Origin of the sequence: Pseudomonas sp. MWU12-2037, from assembly GCF_023242345.1 — a bacterium.
In the GTDB taxonomy this organism is placed as follows: domain Bacteria; phylum Pseudomonadota; class Gammaproteobacteria; order Pseudomonadales; family Pseudomonadaceae; genus Aquipseudomonas; species Aquipseudomonas gingeri_D.
This window is the reverse complement of record NZ_JALLIZ010000013.1, coordinates 102,296-122,212: the sequence shown is the minus strand read 5'-3', so window position 1 is coordinate 122,212 and position 19,917 is coordinate 102,296. Positions and strand designations below refer to the sequence as shown.

The 19,917-nt window shown below is 60.9% G+C and carries 17 protein-coding genes and 1 pseudogene; 2 read left to right on the top strand and 16 right to left on the bottom strand.

From position 1 onward, the window contains the following. Positions 1-25: 25 nt before the first annotated feature. From M5B42_RS22335 to M5B42_RS22280, 12 genes are all read right to left on the bottom strand, one after another. The gene (locus tag M5B42_RS22335; protein ID WP_248747042.1) at positions 26-820 is read right to left on the bottom strand and encodes an ABC transporter ATP-binding protein; all 795 of its coding nucleotides are present in this window, start codon (positions 818-820) and stop codon (positions 26-28) included. Then, positions 814-1,812, bottom strand: coding sequence for an ABC transporter permease subunit (locus M5B42_RS22330; RefSeq protein ID WP_248747041.1), 999 nt, complete (start codon positions 1,810-1,812; stop codon positions 814-816). Before M5B42_RS22330 ends, M5B42_RS22335 begins: the two co-directional genes overlap by 7 nt. Next, positions 1,799-2,872: an ABC transporter substrate-binding protein gene (locus M5B42_RS22325; protein WP_248747040.1), complete on the bottom strand. Its 1,074-nt coding sequence runs from the start codon at positions 2,870-2,872 to the stop codon at positions 1,799-1,801. The genes M5B42_RS22330 and M5B42_RS22325 overlap by 14 nt, the downstream gene beginning before the upstream one ends. A gap of 29 nt (positions 2,873-2,901) precedes the next feature. Further along, positions 2,902-4,227 carry an LLM class flavin-dependent oxidoreductase gene (locus M5B42_RS22320; RefSeq protein ID WP_248747039.1) on the bottom strand — a complete coding sequence of 442 codons (1,326 nt, stop codon included), beginning with the start codon at positions 4,225-4,227 and terminating at the stop codon, positions 2,902-2,904. After that, positions 4,224-5,162: an aliphatic sulfonate ABC transporter substrate-binding protein gene (locus tag M5B42_RS22315; RefSeq protein ID WP_248747064.1), complete on the bottom strand. Its 939-nt coding sequence runs from the start codon at positions 5,160-5,162 to the stop codon at positions 4,224-4,226. The genes M5B42_RS22320 and M5B42_RS22315 overlap by 4 nt, the downstream gene beginning before the upstream one ends. A 232-nt stretch (positions 5,163-5,394) precedes the next feature. Further along, a complete protein-coding gene (locus M5B42_RS22310) occupies positions 5,395-5,829 on the bottom strand; it encodes a RidA family protein (RefSeq protein WP_248747038.1) in 435 nt (144 codons plus the stop codon). A gap of 23 nt (positions 5,830-5,852) precedes the next feature. Next, positions 5,853-7,436 carry an FAD-dependent oxidoreductase gene (locus tag M5B42_RS22305; RefSeq protein WP_248747037.1) on the bottom strand — a complete coding sequence of 528 codons (1,584 nt, stop codon included), beginning with the start codon at positions 7,434-7,436 and terminating at the stop codon, positions 5,853-5,855. Between the two features lie 22 nt (positions 7,437-7,458). Continuing rightward, positions 7,459-8,406, bottom strand: coding sequence for an ABC transporter substrate-binding protein (locus M5B42_RS22300; RefSeq protein ID WP_248747036.1), 948 nt, complete (start codon positions 8,404-8,406; stop codon positions 7,459-7,461). Between the two features lie 29 nt (positions 8,407-8,435). Next, entirely contained in the window at positions 8,436-9,221 is a 786-nt protein-coding gene (locus M5B42_RS22295; RefSeq protein ID WP_248747035.1) for an amino acid ABC transporter ATP-binding protein, read from the bottom strand. Further along, positions 9,214-10,185 carry an amino acid ABC transporter permease gene (locus M5B42_RS22290; RefSeq protein WP_152740340.1) on the bottom strand — a complete coding sequence of 324 codons (972 nt, stop codon included), beginning with the start codon at positions 10,183-10,185 and terminating at the stop codon, positions 9,214-9,216. Before M5B42_RS22290 ends, M5B42_RS22295 begins: the two co-directional genes overlap by 8 nt. Before the next feature lie 74 nt (positions 10,186-10,259). Further along, on the bottom strand, positions 10,260-12,707 hold the full coding sequence (locus M5B42_RS22285; protein ID WP_248747034.1) for a TonB-dependent receptor: 2,448 nt from the start codon (positions 12,705-12,707) through the stop codon (positions 10,260-10,262). Positions 12,708-13,465: 758 nt separating this feature from the next. Beyond that, positions 13,466-13,792, bottom strand: a complete 327-nt coding sequence (locus M5B42_RS22280; RefSeq protein ID WP_177100641.1) for a hypothetical protein — start codon at positions 13,790-13,792, stop codon at positions 13,466-13,468. 127 nt (positions 13,793-13,919) lie between these two features. Between M5B42_RS22280 and M5B42_RS22275 the strand changes: the two are divergent. After that, positions 13,920-14,024, top strand: a pseudogene (locus tag M5B42_RS22275) (type I glyceraldehyde-3-phosphate dehydrogenase); the annotation flags it as partial. On the opposite strand, the gene M5B42_RS22270 reads toward M5B42_RS22275, so the two are convergent. Then, positions 14,021-14,803: an SDR family oxidoreductase gene (locus tag M5B42_RS22270; protein WP_103494901.1), complete on the bottom strand. Its 783-nt coding sequence runs from the start codon at positions 14,801-14,803 to the stop codon at positions 14,021-14,023. The pseudogene M5B42_RS22275 and the gene M5B42_RS22270 overlap by 4 nt on opposite strands. Positions 14,804-14,942: 139 nt before the next feature. Here M5B42_RS22270 and M5B42_RS22265 point away from each other — a divergent pair, with 139 nt between their 5' ends. Then, the gene (locus M5B42_RS22265) at positions 14,943-16,091 is read left to right on the top strand and encodes an aldose epimerase family protein (protein ID WP_248747033.1); all 1,149 of its coding nucleotides are present in this window, start codon (positions 14,943-14,945) and stop codon (positions 16,089-16,091) included. Positions 16,092-16,280: 189 nt separating this feature from the next. Here the strand turns inward: M5B42_RS22265 and araH are convergent, their stop codons facing one another. The 3 genes from araH to M5B42_RS22250 all read right to left on the bottom strand — a co-directional run bounded on the left by araH (position 16,281) and on the right by M5B42_RS22250 (position 19,868). After that, positions 16,281-17,249: an L-arabinose ABC transporter permease AraH gene (gene araH, locus M5B42_RS22260; protein WP_152740335.1), complete on the bottom strand. Its 969-nt coding sequence runs from the start codon at positions 17,247-17,249 to the stop codon at positions 16,281-16,283. A 9-nt stretch (positions 17,250-17,258) separates the two neighbouring features. After that, positions 17,259-18,800 (bottom strand): L-arabinose ABC transporter ATP-binding protein AraG, encoded by a 1,542-nt coding sequence (araG, locus tag M5B42_RS22255; protein WP_247263053.1) that lies wholly within the window; start codon positions 18,798-18,800, stop codon positions 17,259-17,261. Between the two features lie 63 nt (positions 18,801-18,863). Continuing rightward, entirely contained in the window at positions 18,864-19,868 is a 1,005-nt protein-coding gene (locus M5B42_RS22250; protein WP_103499732.1) for a substrate-binding domain-containing protein, read from the bottom strand. Between the last annotated feature and the right edge of the window lie 49 nt (positions 19,869-19,917).

Below are 19,917 nucleotides of genomic sequence, written 5' to 3'. Positions count from 1 at the left end.
ACTCCCGAACCTTTTCAGATACCGACTACCAACTCTCGCCCAACCCGAGCAAGCCCATAATCTGGCGGCGCAGGTCCACCAGGTAAGGATCGTCGCGATGCCGCGGATAAGGCCGCTCGATGGTCAGTTGTGCCTTGATCGTTCCCGGTCGGTCACTGAAGACGATCACTCGATTGGCCAATAGCAAGGCTTCTTCGACATCGTGGGTGACCAGCAGTGCGGAGTAGCCCTGGCGCTGCCACAAGTCGATCAGTTCTTTTTGCATGATGATGCGGGTCAACGAATCCAGCTTGCCCAACGGCTCGTCCAGAATCAGCAGGCGCGGCTCGTTGACCAGCGCCCGGGCCAATGCGACACGCTGGGCCATGCCGCCGGATAACTGCCGGGGATAAGCCCGGGCGAACTGACCGAGGCCGACTTTTTCCAGTGCGACATCGACCTTGGCGAAATGGGTTTTAAGGATGCCCTGGGCTTGCAGACCAAGGGAGACGTTCTCCCATACTCGTCGCCACGGGTACAGCGTCGGGTCCTGGAACACTACAACCCGACTGGGATCCGGGCCGGTAATAGGCACACCATCGGCCAGCAAAGTACCCGAGTTGGCCGACTCCAGCCCAGCCACCAGCCGTAACAACGTGGACTTGCCGCAGCCCGAAGGGCCGAGCAAGGCGACAAACTCGCCGGGCGCCACCTGCAGGGAAACCCGCTTCAGTACCGGCAAGTGCTGGCCGTCCAGGGCAAAACCATGACTCAGGTTGTCAATGTTCAGGGCTAACCCTGCTGGAGCAGAAACCGTTATTGCCGGTGCCGGCGTTACCATTTCATCGCTCCTTTCTGCCAGGCCAACAACCGGTCGCGGATCAGGAACAGCGCGGAGATCAAGCCCGAGCAGGCCAGTGCCATGACCAACAGCGCCGCGTACATATTGGCGTAGGCGGCCCAACCCTGAGCCCATTGCAAGTACCAGCCGATGCCGGATTTGACGCCCATCATTTCCGCGACCACCAGGGTCGAGAATGAAGCGCCCAGCCCCATGAACAATCCAACGAACACGTGGGGCAAGGCCGCCGGGATCGCCACTTTGAAAATCAGAAAGCCCGGCTTCGCACCCAAGGTCCGTGCCACGTCGTAATAGGCTTTATCGACGCTGGCAACGCCCGACCACGTCAGCACCGTCACTGGAAACCAGGTGGCCAGGGCGATAAGAAACACACTGGCACTCCAACTGGAGGGAAACAAAAAGAAGCACAGTGGCAACAACGCCGTCGAAGGAACAGGCCCGAGAATGCGCAAGACCGGATGCAGCCAGTAGCCGATATGACTCGACCAACCGATGGCCACCCCGGCCACAAAACCGCTCGCAGCGCCCAGCGCGACTCCGCTCCCCAGCAACAGCGCCGAATGCAGCAGACTGTCGGTCAGGCGCGGCCAGTCTTCGACGTACACCGCGAGCAGGGCTTGCGGCGGTGCGAAGAATGGCACCGGCAGCAGACCCGACTTGGCCGTCAGCAGCTCCCAGATCCCCAACAGAATCGGCAATATAATCAACCAGGCTCCCGCAGCCCGAACGCGCGCGGCAACCTTTACCGACCAATGACCGACGATGCCCAGCAAACCGATCAGGGCCGCCACCGCCAGGCACAGATTCGCCAACCCCTGGGTCATCGGCCACAGGCGCGTGGCGTTGGGCCAATAGCTGACCAGCAGCGCAACCGCCACCCATGCCGCCACCGCCATCGCTCCCTGGCGCCAGACCTTGAAGCGCCGCCGCGCCGACGACCCGCTCAGCGTTGTCGTTTCAGCTGAAGACATCGGCGGTGATCTCCTTGGCGAACCCTCGGGCGTCGGTCCCCTGGCTAATGACTTCCACGGTTTTCAAGTCGCTGACGTAGGTGGTGATTTCTGTTGTCAGCAACTCCCCAACAGCATGATGACCATGGGTATGGTCGTGCAGAATCGCCTCCACCTCTTCGACGGAGGTATTCAGCGCGTAGGCCTGGAAGCCTTTGGCCACGGCCCGGGGATTTTTTACCGAGTAATCGTGAGCTTCAAGAATCGCCTGGGTCAGGGCCGCCGCCACGCGCTTTTCTTCACGCACCAGCTTGCCGGTAACGCCAACGACGCAACAACTGAGGTTGGCGTATTCTTCGACCAGGTTGGTGGACAGTTCCCGGGCTTTGCCGGTATTGATCAGACGGTACATGAACGGGTCACTGCCGCTGACCGCCTGCACTTCGCCACGCTCCAGCGCCGTGCCCAGCAGATCCGCCGGGTACAGCTGCCACTGCACATCGCGCACCGGATCGATGCCGTGTTTTTTCAGCAGGATCGAGAAGAAATTGCGGTCCGGGCTGGCCATGTCGGTGACGCCAATGGTTTTGCCTTTGAGGTCCTCGATCGTATGCATGTCGCCATTGACCGCGCTGAGCAAACGCAGGCCCCCCCCGTGAGTACCCGCGGTGAGTTTGACGTCAAAGCCCTGCTCCAGCGCCTTGAGCCAGCGCAACGCCATGCCGACGCCGGCATCCGCCTTACCCGTGGCGATGGCTTCAAGCAGTACTTCGGTGGAGTTGCCAAAGTTGACCAACTCGACATCGAGGTTGTGCTTCTTGAAAAAGCCCTGTCCGTGAGCGATGACCACCGGCGCCAGGCATACCGCATTCAGATTGACCGCCAGCTTTAGTGCCCGGGGGGTGTCCAGGCGGATGAAATCACCGGTACCCGCGGGCTCGGCTGCGGTATCGACAGCGTGTCCAGCGTGTTCGTCGGCAGCCCGACTCGCGCGCGGCAACGACATCAGCAGCGGGCTCGCCAGGACAACGCTGGCCAGGCCCAGTAAATGACGACGGGTCAATCGTTCGGAAACGGCCATTCAAATATCCCTTTGGTTAATGGAGGAGCTCAATCTTTCAGTTCGCCGAGCCCCAGATGCTCACGCAATGTCGAGCCTTCATAAGCACGACGGAACAACCCTTTGCGTTGCAGATGGGGAATCACGCTTTCCACGAATTCGCTGAACGAGCCTGGTAGATAGCCCGGCGAAATCACGAAACCGTCGCAGCCTTCGCCAAGGAACAGTTCGGCCAATTGATCGGCGATCTGCTCACCGGTGCCCACCGGCTGCGGCACGCGCACGCTGCTGGCGAAGATCCGACCCAGTTGTTCCAGGGTGGTGTCGGCACCTTGCATCAGCAGTTTTTCGGCGGCCGCCGGGTGTATCAACGGTAATTGGGCAATCTCGGCCAACGTCGCCGACAGCGGAAATGGCGACAGGTCGACATTCAACTGCGAGGCCAACGTCACCAGCCCCAGCTCCGGCCGGGCCAGCGCGTTGTGCCGATCGCGTTTGGCCCGGGCTTCGGCTTCGCTGCCGCCAATGAACGGCATCACCGCCGTCAGCACCTTGCAGCCATCGGCGTCACGGCCTTGTTGCACCACCTGGGCCCGCACGTCATCGCGAAAGGCACGCATGGCGCTCAGGTGCGGGTGGATCGTGAAGATCGCCTCAGCCCAGCGAGCGCCGAAACGTCGGCCACGCCCGGATGAACCGGCCTGGATCAGTACCGGGCGGCCCTGGGGCGTGCGCGGGATATTCAATGGACCTTCAACCTTGAACCACTCGCCGCGATGCTGCACCGAGCGAATCCGCGACGGATCGGCCAGCACCCCGCTTTCGCGATCCAGCTTGAGGGCATCCGCCCCCCAACTGCTCCAGAGCTTAAGGGCCACTTCGACAAACTCGTCGGCACGGTTGTAACGCAGGTCATGCTCCAGGTGCCTGTCCTTGCCGAACAGCCGCCCTTCGCTGTCATTCATGGAGGTGACAATGTTCCAGGCGGCACGGCCCTTGGACAGGTGATCGAGGGTGGCGAATTCCCGGGCGATATGGGCCGGTTCGTAGTAGGTCGTGGAACGGGTCGCCCCCAGGCCCAGTTTGCGGGTCTGGCCTACCAGATAGGAGAGGATCGGCAACGGGTCCAAGCGGGTGGCATCCTGGGCACCGTAGCGCAGGGCCAAGTCCCGGGAGCCCCCCATCTGGTCGCCCACCGCCAGGCGATCGGCGAAGAACAGGAAGTCGAACAAGCCTTCTTCCACCACCTTGGCCACCCGAGCGTAGTACTCGGGGTCCAGGTAATTGCCGACAGTTTCCGGATGCCGCCACACCGCATGGCTGTGGATGACCGGCCCCGTCAGCAGGAACGCGGACAAGTGGATTTGACGACTCATGGCTGCGGTGTCCAGACGCTGATATCCCCCACCTTCAACGGCTTGGGCGTCAGCTTGGCGGCGTAGTAGGTGTCGGCGATCCGTTGCTGCTCGGCCAGTTCTTCGACCTTCACAGGGATGATGTCGTAGCTGCGGCGGCTGTTGGCCAACTCCACGGTGGCCGGGGCGATATTGCCCCACAGCGGGCCGAGGATCCGTGCGGCCTCTTGCGGGTGGGCTTTGACCCACTTTCCGGTCTCGCGCAGGGTATCGAAGGTAATTTTCAGCACTTCGGGATGGGCCTTGGCGAATGAGCTGCCCGCCAGGTAGAAGCGATTGTAATCCGCCAGGCCATCACTGCCGTCGGCCAGCGTCCGAACATGATGATCCAACTGCTGGGTGGCGAGGAACGGGTCCCAAATCGCCCAGGCATCGACACTGCCGTTGGCAAATGCCGCGCCCCCATCCGGTGCTTCCAGATAACGCACAGTGATGTCCGTGAGGCTCAGTCCGGCTTTTTTCAACGCCGAAATCAGCAGGTAGTTACTGCCCGAGCCTTTGGAGACCGCGACGGTCTTGCCTTTCAGATCAGCGACGGCGTGGATCGGTGAGTTCTCCTGAACGATGATCGCCTGGGCGCCGGGCGACGGTTGTTCCCGGGCGTAGTAGGTCAGCGGTGCATCGGCGGCCTGGGTGAACAGCGCGAAGGCATCCGCCACATCGGCATGCAAATCGACACTGCCCGCGTTCATGGAACTGAGCAGGCCGGTGCTGAACTCATGCCAGTTGACGGTAAAACCCAAAGGCTTCAAGCGCTCTTCCAACTGGCCGTTTTGCTTGAGCAGTATCCACAGCGTCGAGGAGCGCTGGTAGCTGATATCGAGGGTTTGCTGGGCATGAGCCACGGCTGTGACGAGCAACAGGCTGGCGGCAATGATGAGTTTTTTCAACTTGATGAAAGGCCTTGGTAGGGGTCGGCGAGACGGAGAGAAAAACCGAGTCAGTCGTGTGGCATCCGACGAGGCTCAAAGCTGGCTTTAAAGACGATTTGATTATATTGATGATGATTAATTATGAAAGAATCATATAATTCTATGGTTATTCCGCTTTCAACGCATGGCCCTGAGCGCAGAGACACGAGTCCCGACTTGCTCCGAGCCAATGCGATTTGGGTTATAGGGCGAACGATCAAGCCGTCCTGGCCGCTATCGCCTCGACTTCCACCAGGGCGCCGGGCAATGGCAGGGCCACCACTTGCAAGGCCGTGCGCGCCGGTTTGTTGGGCTGCTCGCGGGTGCCGAAAAACTGCGTATACCCAGCTTGCAGCCCGGCAAAATCGAGCTTGCCGCCCGTCTCCTCGGCGCCTACCAGGAACACTCGCAACTGCACGATATCCCCCAGGTCCAGATCTTGTTGCTGGAGGATCTTGCGCAGCTTGTTGAACACTGAAACGGTCTGCACCTGGGTATTGCCATAGGCCGCCGGAGTACCCGCCGGGGCTTGCGGGTCAGCGAGGTCCGGCAAGGTGCCACTGACGAACACCAGGCCGGCGGAGGCCGGCACGGTCACGGTTTGCGAGATAGGGAAATCGCCGACGCTGGTACGTTGAATGCTGCTGCTCATCTTGTTTCTCCTTCAATGAATGCTTATGACGCGGCCAGGGCCGCTGTCTGTCGCTGCTGGATGATTCGCTCGGCCAACTGCCCGACCACATGGCGCGCCGAATTGGCGGCCGACTCCTGCCAGATGCCGACACCGCTTTGCACCAGGCCGTCGCCGGCGAAATACACCCGGCCATGGGGTTCTTCCAGCAGGGCGCTGGCCTCGGCGGGAAAGTGTTCGCGTTGCAGCCATGGGCCTTCGCTGTAGGGGATCTGCTCCCAGGACACCGCCAGAGGGTGACGCAGTTGCCGGGAGTACCCCGGGTGCAGCAGCTCGACCGCCTCCCGGGAGGTCGCGTATTGCGCCTCAAGGGGCTGCTCGCCGAAGGCATCGGCACCAGGACCTGTGACATAGCCGGCCACCAACAGTCCCTCGCGGGTATTCAGGTCGTTGCTGGGGTACCACAGCACCCGCGCCGGGTGTTCGATCCAGGACAACCCGCCGTAGGTGCGGTAATCGGTTTCCCAGAAGCGCGGGGATTGCCAGGCCACCTTGGTTGCCTGATCACTGCGGGTGCTGAGCAGCGCCGCCTTCACCGGATCGCTGAAGTCGGTGTCCAGTCTGGCCAGCAGTGGCAGCGGCAAGGTCGACACCAGATAGTCGGCACGCACCACCTGTTCGCGGCCACTGTGCTGATCGTGATAGGTCACCGCCACGCCGTCCTCAAGCTGACGGATACGGCGCACCTGGGCACCCAGTTGCACCTGTTCGGTCAGGCGCAGGTAGAAGGCATCGGTGATGCGATCCATCCCGCCCACCGGCTGAAACATGGTGGCCGAGAACTCGGGAAACTCAGTGTGCAGCAACGCGCCCCAGAGCTCCGGATGCAGCAGTCGCTCCAGGGCCACCGGGGTCGGGCGAGCGGGCAATGCCCCGGGATGCCGGGGCGATTCGAGGTGGCCGGAGCGAATGCTGCCTTCGAAAGCCAGCTCCTGTGACAGATCACCATAGACCTGCAGGAACGCCAGCAGGCGGCTACGTTCCTCGGCGCTCAACACATCGTCCAGGGCATCACGGCGCACCGCCGTGGCCAATAACCCCGACAGATGCCCACGGGCATCGTTGACCGCCTGGCCGACGGTGAACGCCGGCTGTTGCAGGTCCGGGCGCACCTGAGCGCCATGGCTGCTGTTGACCAATACTTCCAGCGGCACGCCCAGTTCACTGCAGTAATCGAGCAAGGTCCGATGTTGACTGGGAATCCGCGCCGGGCCTGCGTTGAAATACAGGCCCGGGTCAAAGGCCACGGTCTGCGTGCGCCCATCCTTGTAGTCGACCCGATCACCGTTGCGTAGGGTCCAAGTACGGCCCCCCACACGGTCACGGGCTTCCAGCACTTGCACCTTGAACCCGGCCCGGGTCAGTTCCAGGGCAGTCACCAACCCGGCAATCCCGGCGCCGAGCACCAGCACACGGGTGCCCTGCCCCAGGTCCTTTTGCAGCTTCAAGGGTTGCGGCCGTCGGTGCGACGACGGCCCCAATCCCAATATGGCAAGCGCATCCCTGAGCGCTTTCTCGCCTCCCACGGCGGCGATGCTGGAAAGCGCTTCACGTCGAGTCAGTCCCATGTTCATTACTCCCCTGAAGGTTTCAATCCGGCAAGCCGGGTGGGTTGATCAGTGACTTGTCGATGCGCTCCACATCCAGGCCCCAACGCTGGAGCACCTGTTCGTATTGACCGCCGGCAATCGCGCCTTCCAGGGCGGTGTGGATCGGCTGGACCAGTCCATTGTCCTTGCGGGTGGTCACGGCGATATCGGCCCGCAGTGGCCAGCCACCGTTGACGATGCCCACCAGCTTGATGCCGCCGGTGATCGCCGCCGAATAGGCAAACAACGAATTGGGGCCAAAAAGGGCGTCGCTGCGTCCCGACTGCACCGCCAGCTGCGCCGCGGCTTGATCATCGAAGTACTGCAACAGCGCCGGTGCGATACCGGCCTTTTCGTTGGCCTCGTTCCAGGCCAGCAGGACTTTTTCCTGATTGGTGCCGGAGCCGACGATGATCTTCAGCCCGGCGATGTCCCGGGCCTCCTTGAGGGAGGTGATCTTGCTGGTGGTCTTGACGTAGAAACCCAGGACGTCCTGGCGATAGGTCGCGAAGTCGAAGCGCTTCTTGCGGGCCTCGGTCACGGTCACGTTGCTGATCACCGCGTCGTATTTACCCGAACTGACGCCCAGGGGCCAATCCTCCCAACTGGTCTGCACCACGTTCAATTGCAGGCCCAGGCTGTCGGCCACCAACTGTGCGGTGTCGGCCTCGCTGCCGATCGTGGTTTTATCGTCATTGGCCAGCAGCGCCAGGGGCGGCCCGGCCACCCCCGACACGGCCACGGTAAACTTGCCGGGCTGGGCGAACTTGAAGCCCGGGGGGATTTGCGCGATGGCCGCCTCGTTGCGCGGGGCATGGATGCGCTGGCGGTCGGGACTCAGATCAACCTTTTGCACAGTCGGCACACTGGCGCTTTCAGCGGCCAATACCGGCAGGGCGAGGCTGACGGCAAGCGCCAATAAGGTCACACGGGCAGTCTTTACCAACATGGGCAGTTACTCCTTTAACACGGGAAAATTCACAGCACCTTGCCGAGGAAGGCGATGGTGCGTGGATGACGGGGCTGACGAAAGATCTGTTCCGGCGGCCCTTGTTCGATCAATTGGCCATCGCAGAGAAACACCACGTGATCCGCCACTTCCCGGGCAAATCCAATCTCGTGGGTGACGATGACCAGGGTGACGCCCAACCGGGTCAGCCCCTTGATCACGTCCAGCACCTCACCCACCAGTTCCGGGTCGAGGGCTGAGGTCGGTTCATCGAACAGCAGGACCTTGGGATCCAGGGCCAGGGCCCGGGCGATGGCGACCCGCTGCTGCTGGCCTCCGGAAAGCTGGCGCGGATAAGCATCGGCTTTATCCGCCAGGCCAACCCTGGCCAGCAGTTCCCCGGCCTTGGCCCGGGCCTGGGCCTTGCTCCAGCGTTTGTGGGCCAGCGGTGCTTCGGCGATGTTTTCCCAGGCCGTGAGATGCGGGAACAGGTTGAAGCTCTGGAACACGAAGCCGACCTCGACCCGACGCTTGAGAACCTCCCGTTCCTTGAGTTCGTAGAGCAGGTCGCCCTTGCGTCGATAGCCGACGTATTCACCGTCGATGGTGATGTGGCCGCTGTCGATTTTCTCCAAGTGGTTGATGGTGCGCAGCAGCGTTGATTTGCCGGAGCCGGAAGGCCCCAGGATCACCGTGACCCGGCCCGGCTCGATGCTCAGGTCGATGTCCTTGAGCACCTGCTGATTGCCGAAGCGCTTGCCTACGCCCTGGATCTGGATGCGCCCGGCGGGCACCTGGATGGCGGCCTCAGCCATGGGATTGCTCCTTGAGCCAGTGGCGCATCCGCTGCAATGGCGTCGGCGGCAAGACCCGCGCCGTGCCGCGGGCAAAGTGCCGCTCGACGTAGTACTGGGCACTGGTGAGTACGGTGGTGATGATCAGGTACCAGACCGTGGCGACGATCAACAACGGGATCACCGCCTGGGTGCGGTTGTAGATCACCTGCACGGTGTAGAACAGCTCCGGCAGGGCCAGCACGTAAACGATGGAAGTGCCCTTGACCAGGCCGATGATTTCGTTGAAACCCGAAGGCAGGATCGAACGCAGCGCCTGGGGCAGGATGATCCGGAAAACCCGCCGCGACGCCGGCAATCCCAGCGCCGCGGCGGCTTCATGCTGGCCGGCGTCCACACCGATCAGGCCGCCACGAATGATCTCCGCCGCATAGGCACCCTGCATCAGGCTCAAGCCCAGTACCGCCACGGTAAATTGGCTGAGCACATCGACCGTCGACCACTGGGCAAACACCAGGTCAGTGAACGGCACGCCCAGCACAATGTGGTCGTACAGATAGGCGAAGTTGTACAGGATGATCAGTACCAGCAACGCCGGCATCGAGCGGAAAAACCAGATATACCCCCAGGCCAACGCCGCCAGCAACGGCGAGCCGGACAGGCGTGCCAGCGCCAGCGCGGTGCCGAGGAGGATGCTGAACACCGTGCTCAACAGGGTCAGCAACAGCGTCTGCGCCAGGCCTCGCAGCACCGATGCCGAGAAGAACCATTGGCCAAACACCCCCCATTCCCAGCGAGGATTGGTGGCCAGGGAATGCCCGATGGCAAACAGCACCAGCACGGCGAACACCGATCCGGCCCAGCGCCAGGGATGACGGGACGGCACCACCCGCAAGGCCTTGATCGCAGTCGGTGCACGGCTCTTGCGAACCGGGTAGGCATTCACCTCATCGATGAGGTCAAAGGGTTTGGCAACAATGGGCATGATCTATTCCTCGCACGCAATAACACATCAGGGTGTTTTTCCAGGGGGACCGAACAGTGTCGGCGGCGGTAGCCTTAAAAGGCGTAGGTCAGGCGGGTGTAGTAGTAGCCGCCGGTAAAACCGAAGGGTGAGTAAGTGCCGTAGCTGCTGACCATGGTGCTGCTGGGCACCCCCTGTTTCTTGGGGTAGGTGTCAAACAGGTTCTTGGCCCCGATGGCGATGTTCAGCGCTTTGCTGAGGTTGTAGCCCAGGTCCAGATCGGCAATCCATTTGGCGCCATACACCCGATCCAGGGAGCGGTCGTTGGCGTCATTGACCTCCTTGTAGGAGCCGTAACGGGTCAAAGCCAGGTTGAGGTTGAAGCGGTCGACGCTCCAGTCGCCCCCCAGAATGAGTTTGGTCTTGGGTTGGATGTCGGTGATCAGGTTGCGCGCCTGGCGATCCATCAGTTCATAGGGCGTGCCGAGGATCGAGGTGGAGGCCTTGTAGTCGAGGATCCGGGTCTGGTTCCAGTTGAACGCCGCGGTCCACTTCAGGGAACCGAACCGACCCAGGTCCTGGCTGTAATTGCCGACCAGGTCCACGCCCTTGGTGCGGGTGTCGGCACCATTGATGAAGTACTGCCCGCCGGAGGTCGAGTTGATACCGTTGTTGAGCAGCACCTGGGTGACTTCACTCCCCAGCAAGGTATTGGTCAGGGTGATGCGGTCGCGCAGGTTGATCACATAGGCATCGGCCGTCAGGCTCAGGCGATCGCTGGGTGTCAGGGTGAACCCGAGGCTGAAGTTGGTGGATCGCTCGGGCTTGAGGTTTTCGGCACCCAAGGCCCTGGCGGCGGCCGAGCCCACCGGCAGCACGCCGTAATTGATCGACTGATAGACACCATCCACCACACCGTAGGTGGTCGAGCGGGCACTGAACAAACTGTTGGCCAGGGACGGCGCACGGAAGCCATTGCTCACGGTCGCGCGCACGGCGAACTGCGGGGTGAAATCATAACGTGTGGTCAGCTTGCCGCTGCGGGTCGCGCCTACCCCTTCGTTGTAATGCTCATAGCGCAGCGCCGTGCCCACGTACCAATCCGGAACCGGGTTGAAGCCCACATCGACATAGCTGGCGAGGCTGTTGCGCGACGCACTGCCGGCTTCGTCCGGGGAGATGCCGTTGGTGACCTGGGCTCCGGAAGAGGCGCAGTTGCCAGGTGCAACGCAGTAACCACCGTCGGCATAGGAAGCCCAGTCCCCGGTCTTCACTTCGTAGCCGTCGCGTCGATGCTCAAAGCCGTAGGACAGGTCCAGTGGCTTTTTCAGGCCGATATCGAAGCCGCGCTTGAAATCCAGGTTGGTGGTCAGTTCGGTGGAAATCCAGGTGCCGGACTTGAAGCTGTTGGGTGTCGCCTCACCCAGGGACGGGTTCTGGTTGTCCCAGGTCCCCTGCTCCGCCGCGTTGCGCCCATAGGTGGTGGACAGGTCCCAGTCCCACTGGCCGACTTTGCCCTTGCCACCGAACGCCGCCTGGAAATCGTCTTCATCGATGTACCAGGTCGGCACATACCCCGCCGGATAACCATTGGGGCCGGTGGTAATCGTGTTGGTGATGGTCGGCAAGCGGAAGTTCTGCCCCTGCTCGGCCTTGCGGTGCGAATAGGTGGTGAAGGAATACAGACTGAACCGGTCGTCAATCGGCAACTCGGCGTTGTATCCCAGGGTCTGCAGATTGATCTTGGGTGTGCCGTACCCACCATAGGTGGACTTGCCCGCCAGACCATAGGCCTGCTCGTAGCTATAGCCATTGGCGCTGGCCTTGTTGTCATCGTTCTGGCTGCGCACATCCAGGGCCAGTTGCACGATGCCGCCGTCACCTATCTCGAAGCCCTTGTTGAGGCTTTGCTGGACGGTCTGCTTCTTGCCGTCATAGCCGATGCCGGCATTGCTCACCGAGGTGCCGCTGGTGTCGGCCTTGAGGATGACGTTGATGACCCCGGCAATGGCGTCGGAGCCGTACTGGGCGGCGGCGCCATCGCGCAGCACTTCGACATGATCGATGGCACTGATGGGGATGAAATCCAGGTCCGCCGGCGCCGCACCGGTGTTGATACCGTTGATGTTCAAGGTCGCGCTGGTGTGGCGGCGCTTGCCGTTGACCAGTACCAACACTTCAGCGGCGCTCAAGCCCCGCAGGTTGGGCGCGCGAGCCATGCCACTGGCGTCCCAGCCGGTTTTTTCCGGCAGGGTCAAGGATGGAATCAGCGCACTCAAGGCTTCCATCAAGCCGGGCTTGCCGGTGCTCTGCAATTGCTTGGCGCTGACCACATCGATCGGCACCGGACTGCTGGTCACCGTGCGCTGTTCGCCCCCCCGGTTACCGGTGACCACCACGGTGGACAAGGTCCGATCATCCTGATTCGAGGCCTCCTGGGCCTGGATTCCTCCTGACAGCAACATGCTCCCCATGGCCACGACTGCCGGACTGAGCCGCAAGGCTGAAGTCGACTCCCAGGCATGTTGTATGACTCGTTTCATATCCACTCCAACGGGTCGCCATCATTGGCGATGCATCCAAATCGCGAAGTCGGGTATTCACGCTGTCGTCAGGACAGCGCGGCATACGCGTTTTTCCGATGGGTGCCGAGCGCCCATTACAAGCGCTGGAAAACCTGCGCGATGGGGCGTGGCACTCGGGAGACCAAGCTATGCGCCGGGAGGAAAACCAGGAGGGGGCCGCAGTATTGCGTAGCGTCTGTCAGGGACAAGACGGGAGGAAAAAATCACATCACAGGATTGAATGAGCAACATACGTCGAATTCCCTTCCAACGACTCTGCTCCAGGGATCAGCGGTAGATCACCCTGTCATGCCACGCAGGTTCGGAGGTGGGTCCGAGCTGCGCTCTGCGGCATGGTACGCAGAATCTCGATCACGATTGGTACCATCCGAGGTTAGGGGTAGGTTGTAGGGGCCAAACATAACGGAATCAATATCAAAAATATAATTCTATTTAGCTATAAACTAATATTATTAATTTTAATATAAAATAAACATCTTAATTCTAAAAAATGATATTTTAAGGGTCAGAAGACCGGCCAGGAAGACGCCGATCATTGGCTGATGAACGAACGCTAGTTACCGTTGGACGTGGTCGTACACCGTAAATGCCGAGCACACTGAATTCACCGTTCCGCCCCCGACGATAGCTTCCCTTCGGCGCAGTAGGACACCTATCATTTTCACGGGCAACGAACTCCACCGACGCTAGCTATCCGGTGAGCCGAATCACAGCCGCTAGATGGGCTTGATCGACACCAACTCGAAATACCGGAACTTCTTCTTTTTGGCCTCGGCCTTGGCCTCCTGCTCAGCGATGAAGGTGCTCAGGGTATTGGCATCATAGGTCAGCACCTCGACGTCACCGCCGAACTGCTTGGTCGCACGCAGCGTGACTCGCAGCTTTGGCGAGAGTGCTTTCGCAACACCTCGAGGCTTGGGGGTTGGCGCAGAAGCGGGTACGAACACGGGTTCAGGTTCAGGCGTTGGTAAAGGATCGCTGCTTGGGCTGGAGGGGCCAAATAGCGCCAGGCGCATCTCCTCCTCGCTCAGCTCATTACTCATTATGGGCGTCTCATGGTCATTTACTTAGGAAGCTAATGGATTTTATCAGTCTTGGCCGCGATGCGCTGCAATCGGTGTAAAACAGAACTCATTGACTTCATGACAGTACCAATGGCCGCATGGGGCTATGGTCATCAATGGTACTCAAGTCAGAGTCTATGCCTGGTACGACAACGAATGGGGCTATGCCAATCGTACCGTCGAACTGGCCAGGATGGTTGGGCTGGCTTAAACCCATCCCCCATCCACGATAAAGTTCTGCGCGGAACACATCGCCGACACATCCGACGCCAAGAACAACGCCATATTGGCGATATGCTCAGGCTCGACACTGCCCGGCAGGCACTGGCTGCGGGCGATCAGTTCCCTGGCCGCGTCATCCACCCACATCGTCAGTTGTTTTTCGGTCATCACCCAGCCCGGCACGAGGGTATTCACACGGATGCGACTGGGCCCCAGTTCACGGGCCAGGGCTCGGGTCATGCCATGGGCGGCAGCCTTGCTGGCGGCGTACACCGGGTATCCACTGGAAGCCATCATCCAGCCCACGGAGCCCAGGTTGATAATCGAACCGCTCCCGATTTCCTTCATCATCGGTACCACGGCCTTGGCGGCAAAAAAGGCGTGCTTGAGATTGACGGAGATCAGCCTGTCGAAGGTGTTCGAATCAACTTCATCCAGGGTGTGGCGAACGTCATTGGCGGCATTGTTCACCAGCACATTGATTGGCCCCAGGGTCTGGGCGAAACGGCCTATGGCGGCTTTGTAGGCGATCTCGTCGGTGATATCGCAATGACCGAACTCGACGCTGTGACCCTCGGCACGCAACAGCGCCTCCAGGCGTTCGCCCTGAGCTTGTGCCCGGTCGACGAAAGCGACGTTGGCACCCTGGCGCGCAAAGGCACGGACCATGGATTCACCAATGCCCGAAGCGCCGCCGGAAATCAGCACGGTTTTATCTTGCAGATCCGGGTATGACGCTGGGCGGCCAGATGGGTGTTGGGTATTCATGTGACGGTCACTCCGCTCTTATTTAGTCTTATTTTATATTGCAAATGTCGAGGCATTGTCTATAAATAAACCGTCTTTTCCGCTTTAAAAAGACAATAGTCTAACTATTTAATCAAAAACAATAAAAGGTAGCTCAGTCATGCGGCAATCCAGACACCTGCTTTCCGGCATCGGCCTCTCGCTGGTGATGACCAGCCTCTGTGCCCAGGCGGACGGCCTCTCCAGCGAACATAAACCCTTCGGCAAAACCAACGACGGCACCGCCGTCGAGCAATACGTGTTGCGCAACAGCCATGGCGTGCAAGCCACGGTCATCACCTACGGCGGCGTGCTGCAGTCATTGAAGGTGCCGGACAAGCACGGCAAGTTCGACGACGTGGTGTTGGGCTTTGACACTGTCCAGGGCTATCAGGGCGGCACGGCGTTCTTCGGCGCCACCATCGGCCGCTTTGGCAATCGCCTGGCGGGCGGCACCTTCGAATTGGACGGCAAGCGCTACCAGGTCCCGCTCAACGACGGCCCGAACTCGCTGCATGGCGGCGCCCAAGGCTTCGACAAACACGTGTGGAAAGCCAGGCCCGTCAAGAACAAGGATTCGGTCGGTGTCACCCTGACCTACCTGTCCAAAGACGGTGAAATGGGCTTTCCCGGCAACCTGACCACCGAGGTCACTTACAGTCTCAACGACAAGAACGAGCTGCACATCGACTACAAAGCCAGCACCGACAAACCCACGGTGCTGAACCTCACCAACCACAGCTACTTCAACCTTGCCGGTGCCGGTAACGGCGATGTGCTCAAACAGCTCGCCACCCTGCACGCCAGCCACTACACGCCGGTCAACAGCACCTTGATTCCCACCGGCGAACTGGCCCCTGTCGCGGGCACGCCCATGGACTTCCTGAAACCCACCGCCATTGGCGAACACATCAAGGACGATCACGCCCAGCTCAAATTCGCCGAACCGAAACAGGGTGGCTTCGACTTCAACTGGGCACTGGACACCCAGGGTGACGTCGGCAAACTGGCCGCCGACGTGCGCGACCCGGCGTCCGGACGCCGCTTGCAGCTCTACACCAGCGAGCCCGGTGTGCAGTTCTACACCAGCAATTTCCTCGATGGTTCGGTCAAGGGCAAGGCGGGCAAGACCTACAACCATTGGGGTGCGTTTACCCTGGAAACCCAGCACTTTCCCGATGCGCCCAACCAGCCGAACTTCGCTTCAGCACGCTTGGACCCGGGTCAGACTTATACCCAGAAGACGGTGCTGAAGTTCTCCGCCGACTGAGCCTGTACCCGCACCTGAACCTGAACCTGCACCTGAACCTGTAGGAGCTGTCGAGCTTTAGCGAGGCTGCGAAAGTGGTGGGTCAGCCAAATCCATGTTGACTGTACTGCCGCTTTCGCAGCCTCGCTAAAGCTCGACAGCTCCTACATTGGAGATTGGAGCGTTACCAACCGCTAAGCATCATCGCTCTCAACGTTGTTTCATACGGTCGATCACCACGGCCATCAGCAGGATCGAACCACGGATCACATATTGGTAGAAGGTGTCGATGTTCTTCAGGTTCATCGCATTCTCGATGATCGCCAGAATCAGCACCCCGGCAATCACGTGACGGATCATGCCGATACCGCCGCTCAACGACACCCCACCCAGCACACAGGCAGAGATCACCGTCAGTTCAAAACCCTGGCCGATCATCGGCTGGCCGGAAGTCATGCGCGAGGCCAGGACCACCCCCGCCAGGGCGCCGATCAGACCATGCACGGCAAAGATGATGATCTTGGTGCGATCGACATTGACCCCGGCCAGCAACGCAGCTTCCGGGTTGCCGCCGATAGCCATGGTGTTGCGGCCATAGGTGGTGTAGTTGAGCAACCAGCCGAAGAACAGGAAGCAGACCAGGGTGATCAGGATCGGCACCGGTACGCCCAGCAGTTGGCCGTTGCCGAAGATAAAGAACTGATCCTGGGACACCCCGACCGCCTTGCCATCGGCAAAGATATAAGCCAGGCCGCGCACGATCTGCATGGTCGCCAAGGTGGTGATCAGGGCGTTGACCCGTAGCTTGGCGATCACGATGCCATTGATCAGTCCGACGATCAGGCCCATCAGCAGCGCCGCGCCGACGCCGAGCAGCACGCTGTCGGTGTCGCGCATCACAATGGCCGCCACCACGCCGGCGCAGGCAATCACCGAGCCCACGGACAAATCGAAATGCCCGGACGCCAGGCAATACAGCATGGTGCAGGCGGCAATCCCGGTGGTGGAAATCGCCAGCCCCAAGCCGCGCATGTTCAGCGGCGAGAGGAAGTTGTCGATAAGCAAGGCGCAGAGCAGGAAGATCCCCACCGCCGCCAGCAACATCGCCCAATTGTCGAGCAGGCTGCGCAGGTCCAGGGGTTTGCGCGCCATCGGCAGCGCTTGGTCTTGGCTGGTCATAGTTACCTCTCAGTTCGCCTGGCCGTCGGCGCGTTGGCGCGGCAAAGCCAGTTGCAGCAGGTTGGATTCAGTGGCGTGTTCGCGGCGTTGCTCGCCACGCAGCGCGCCTTCGCACAGCACCAGGATGCGGTCGGAAATGCCCATGACCTCCATCAGGTCGCTGGACACCACGATCACCGCGATACCGCTGGCGGCCAGGTTATGGATGATCTGGTAGATCTCGGCCTTGGCCCCGATATCGATGCCCCGGGTCGGCTCATCGAGCAGCAGTACTTTCATCGGCATCGACAGCCAGCGGCCCAAAATGGCCTTCTGCTGGTTGCCACCGGACAGGTACATGATCTTCTGCTCAGCGTTGGGGGTTTTGACTTTCAGCGCCTTGATCTGCTTGTCGGCGTTGCTCTTCTCCCAGTTGTCGCGCAACAACCAGCCGAAGCCCGAATGCGCGCCACGGGCACTGATATTGATGTTTTCAGCCACGCTCGACAGCGCAATGATGCCCTCCTTCTTGCGATCTTCAGGGCACAGCAGCACGCCACCGGCAATGGCATTGCGCGGTGAACGCAACAGCAGCTTTTGCCCATACAGTTCCAGATGCCCGGCGCTACTGCGCGCCAACCCGCTGAGCAAACGCAGCAGCTCGGTGCGTCCCGCGCCGACCAGCCCGAACAGGCCGAGAATCTCGCCTTTGTGCACCTGGAAGCTGACCGGCTCGCGCAAGCCCGGTCCCAGCAGGCCGTCGACCTTGAGGGCCACCGCGCCGTGCTCCCGTGGACGGTAGTCGTAGATGTCTTCGATATCGCGACCGACCATGCAGGTGACAAGTTGATCGTGGGTCAGCGTGCCCATGTCCTCGAACGTGCGCACGTAGCGCCCGTCCTTGAACACCGTCACCGCATCGCAGATGCGGAACACCTCTTCCATGCGATGGGACACGTACAGCACCACTTTGCCCTCGTCCCGCAGGCGCCCGATGATCGCCATCAAACGATCGATTTCCCGTGCGGACAGGCTGCTGGTGGGCTCGTCGAATGCAATCACGTGGGCGCCACGGGACAGTGCCTTGGCGATTTCCACCAATTGGCGCTGGCCCAGGGACAGACGACCGAGCTTCTCCTGGGGGTCGATCTCATCGGCCAGGCCCTTGAGACAGGCAAGCGCCTGCTGACGCAGCAGACGGCGGTTGACCACACCGAAACGCGCGGGCAGATGCCCGAGGAACAGGTTTTCCGCGACGGTCATTTCCGGCACCAGGTGCAATTCCTGGTGGATCACCGCGACGCCGCTGGCAATGCTGTCGGCGGCGCATTTGAACGCCATGGTCCGCTCGCCGATGCGCAGGGTGCCGCTGTTGGGGATGTAGGCGCCGCCGAGGATCTTGAGCAGCGTCGACTTGCCCGCGCCGTTCTCGCCCATCAGGGCATGTACCTGACCCGGATGGGCGGTAAAGCTGATGTCATCGAGCGCCTTGACCCCGGGAAAGGTCTTGCCGATGCCGCTGAAGCACAGGCTGGCACCAGCAGTGTGTCGTTCGTTCAGTTGCGCGTGCATAACCACCTCATCACAGCCATCAGACGGCCCGGCTACCAGGGCCGCCAAGGAAAGCGAACCGCCTTATTTCCACAGGCCGATCTTTTCCAGTTCCGGCTTGAAGTTGTCACGGGTGATCAGCGTCACTTCGTCCATCGCGGTGTATTTCGGCGGTTCCTTGCCGGCAGTGACCCACTCGTACATCATTTGCGCGGTTTTATAGCCCTCGATGTGCGGGCTAGGCAGCATCGACCCGAAGAAACCGCTGTTGGCTTTCTTCAATTCGCCGATGGCGTCGGTGCCGTTGATGCCGATACCGATCACGTTGGCCGCGGCAAACCCGGCACTTTCAGTGGCGCGTACGCCGCCGAGCACGGTGTTGTCGTTCATGCCGCCGATGATCAGGTTTTTCGCGCCACGGGGCAGCTTGACCAGGGCCGAGTTGGTGGCGTCCATGCTGCCGGGGACGTCCAGGGTCTTGAGGGCCGCAGTCAGGACATGGTCTTTGGGAATGCCGGCTTCTTCCAGGGATTTCATCGAGCCGTCGGTGCGCTTCTTACCGGTGTCGAGTTCGTTATAGGTGGTGATCACCGCGTAGGTGTCTTTCCAGTCCCAGCCGCGTTTTTTCGCTTCGGCGGCCATGGCGGCGCCCTGCTTCTGTCCCACTTCGAACGCGGCCATGCCCAGGTACGGCACGTCCTCCATGAAACCGCCCTTGGCGTCGACGAAGCGATCATCCACGGCGATCACTTTCATACCGTTGGCCTTGGCCTTGGCCACGATGGCCGGGCCGAGGGACACGTCCGGTGGGCAGATGACAAAACCCTTGGCGCCGTTGGCGGCCAGGCTGTCGATGGCCGACAGGGTTTTCTCGCCATCCGGCACAGCGATTTTGATCACCGTGAAGCCCAGGTCCTTGCCGGCTTTTTCGGCGAACGCCCACTCGGTCTGGAACCAGGGTTCTTCGGGCTGTTTGACCAGGAAGCCGATCTTCACTTCTTCAGCGGCCAGCAACAGCCCGCTCAAGCTCATGGCCGAGACCGCCACGGCGGCGCAGCACAGGGAACGGATACCACGACGACTATTCATACGATGACTCCTTGTTGTTTTTTTGAGAGTACGTAGTACAGCGGTGAAG

Excerpts from the sequence above, each read along its gene's own strand:
- M5B42_RS22335 (WP_248747042.1), bottom strand. The coding sequence starts at position 820 with ATGGTAACGCCGGCACCGGCAATAACGGTTTCTGCTCCAGCAGGGTTA.
- M5B42_RS22330 (WP_248747041.1), bottom strand. The coding sequence starts at position 1,812 with ATGTCTTCAGCTGAAACGACAACGCTGAGCGGGTCGTCGGCGCGGCGG.
- M5B42_RS22325 (WP_248747040.1), bottom strand. The coding sequence starts at position 2,872 with ATGGCCGTTTCCGAACGATTGACCCGTCGTCATTTACTGGGCCTGGCC.
- M5B42_RS22320 (WP_248747039.1), bottom strand. The coding sequence starts at position 4,227 with ATGAGTCGTCAAATCCACTTGTCCGCGTTCCTGCTGACGGGGCCGGTC.
- M5B42_RS22310 (WP_248747038.1), bottom strand. The coding sequence starts at position 5,829 with ATGAGCAGCAGCATTCAACGTACCAGCGTCGGCGATTTCCCTATCTCG.
- M5B42_RS22305 (WP_248747037.1), bottom strand. The coding sequence starts at position 7,436 with ATGGGACTGACTCGACGTGAAGCGCTTTCCAGCATCGCCGCCGTGGGA.
- M5B42_RS22300 (WP_248747036.1), bottom strand. The coding sequence starts at position 8,406 with ATGTTGGTAAAGACTGCCCGTGTGACCTTATTGGCGCTTGCCGTCAGC.
- M5B42_RS22295 (WP_248747035.1), bottom strand. The coding sequence starts at position 9,221 with ATGGCTGAGGCCGCCATCCAGGTGCCCGCCGGGCGCATCCAGATCCAG.
- M5B42_RS22290 (WP_152740340.1), bottom strand. The coding sequence starts at position 10,185 with ATGCCCATTGTTGCCAAACCCTTTGACCTCATCGATGAGGTGAATGCC.
- M5B42_RS22285 (WP_248747034.1), bottom strand. The coding sequence starts at position 12,707 with ATGAAACGAGTCATACAACATGCCTGGGAGTCGACTTCAGCCTTGCGG.
- M5B42_RS22280 (WP_177100641.1), bottom strand. The coding sequence starts at position 13,792 with ATGAGTAATGAGCTGAGCGAGGAGGAGATGCGCCTGGCGCTATTTGGC.
- M5B42_RS22270 (WP_103494901.1), bottom strand. The coding sequence starts at position 14,803 with ATGAATACCCAACACCCATCTGGCCGCCCAGCGTCATACCCGGATCTG.
- M5B42_RS22265 (WP_248747033.1), top strand. The coding sequence starts at position 14,943 with ATGCGGCAATCCAGACACCTGCTTTCCGGCATCGGCCTCTCGCTGGTG.
- araH (WP_152740335.1), bottom strand. The coding sequence starts at position 17,249 with ATGACCAGCCAAGACCAAGCGCTGCCGATGGCGCGCAAACCCCTGGAC.
- araG (WP_247263053.1), bottom strand. The coding sequence starts at position 18,800 with ATGCACGCGCAACTGAACGAACGACACACTGCTGGTGCCAGCCTGTGC.
- M5B42_RS22250 (WP_103499732.1), bottom strand. The coding sequence starts at position 19,868 with ATGAATAGTCGTCGTGGTATCCGTTCCCTGTGCTGCGCCGCCGTGGCG.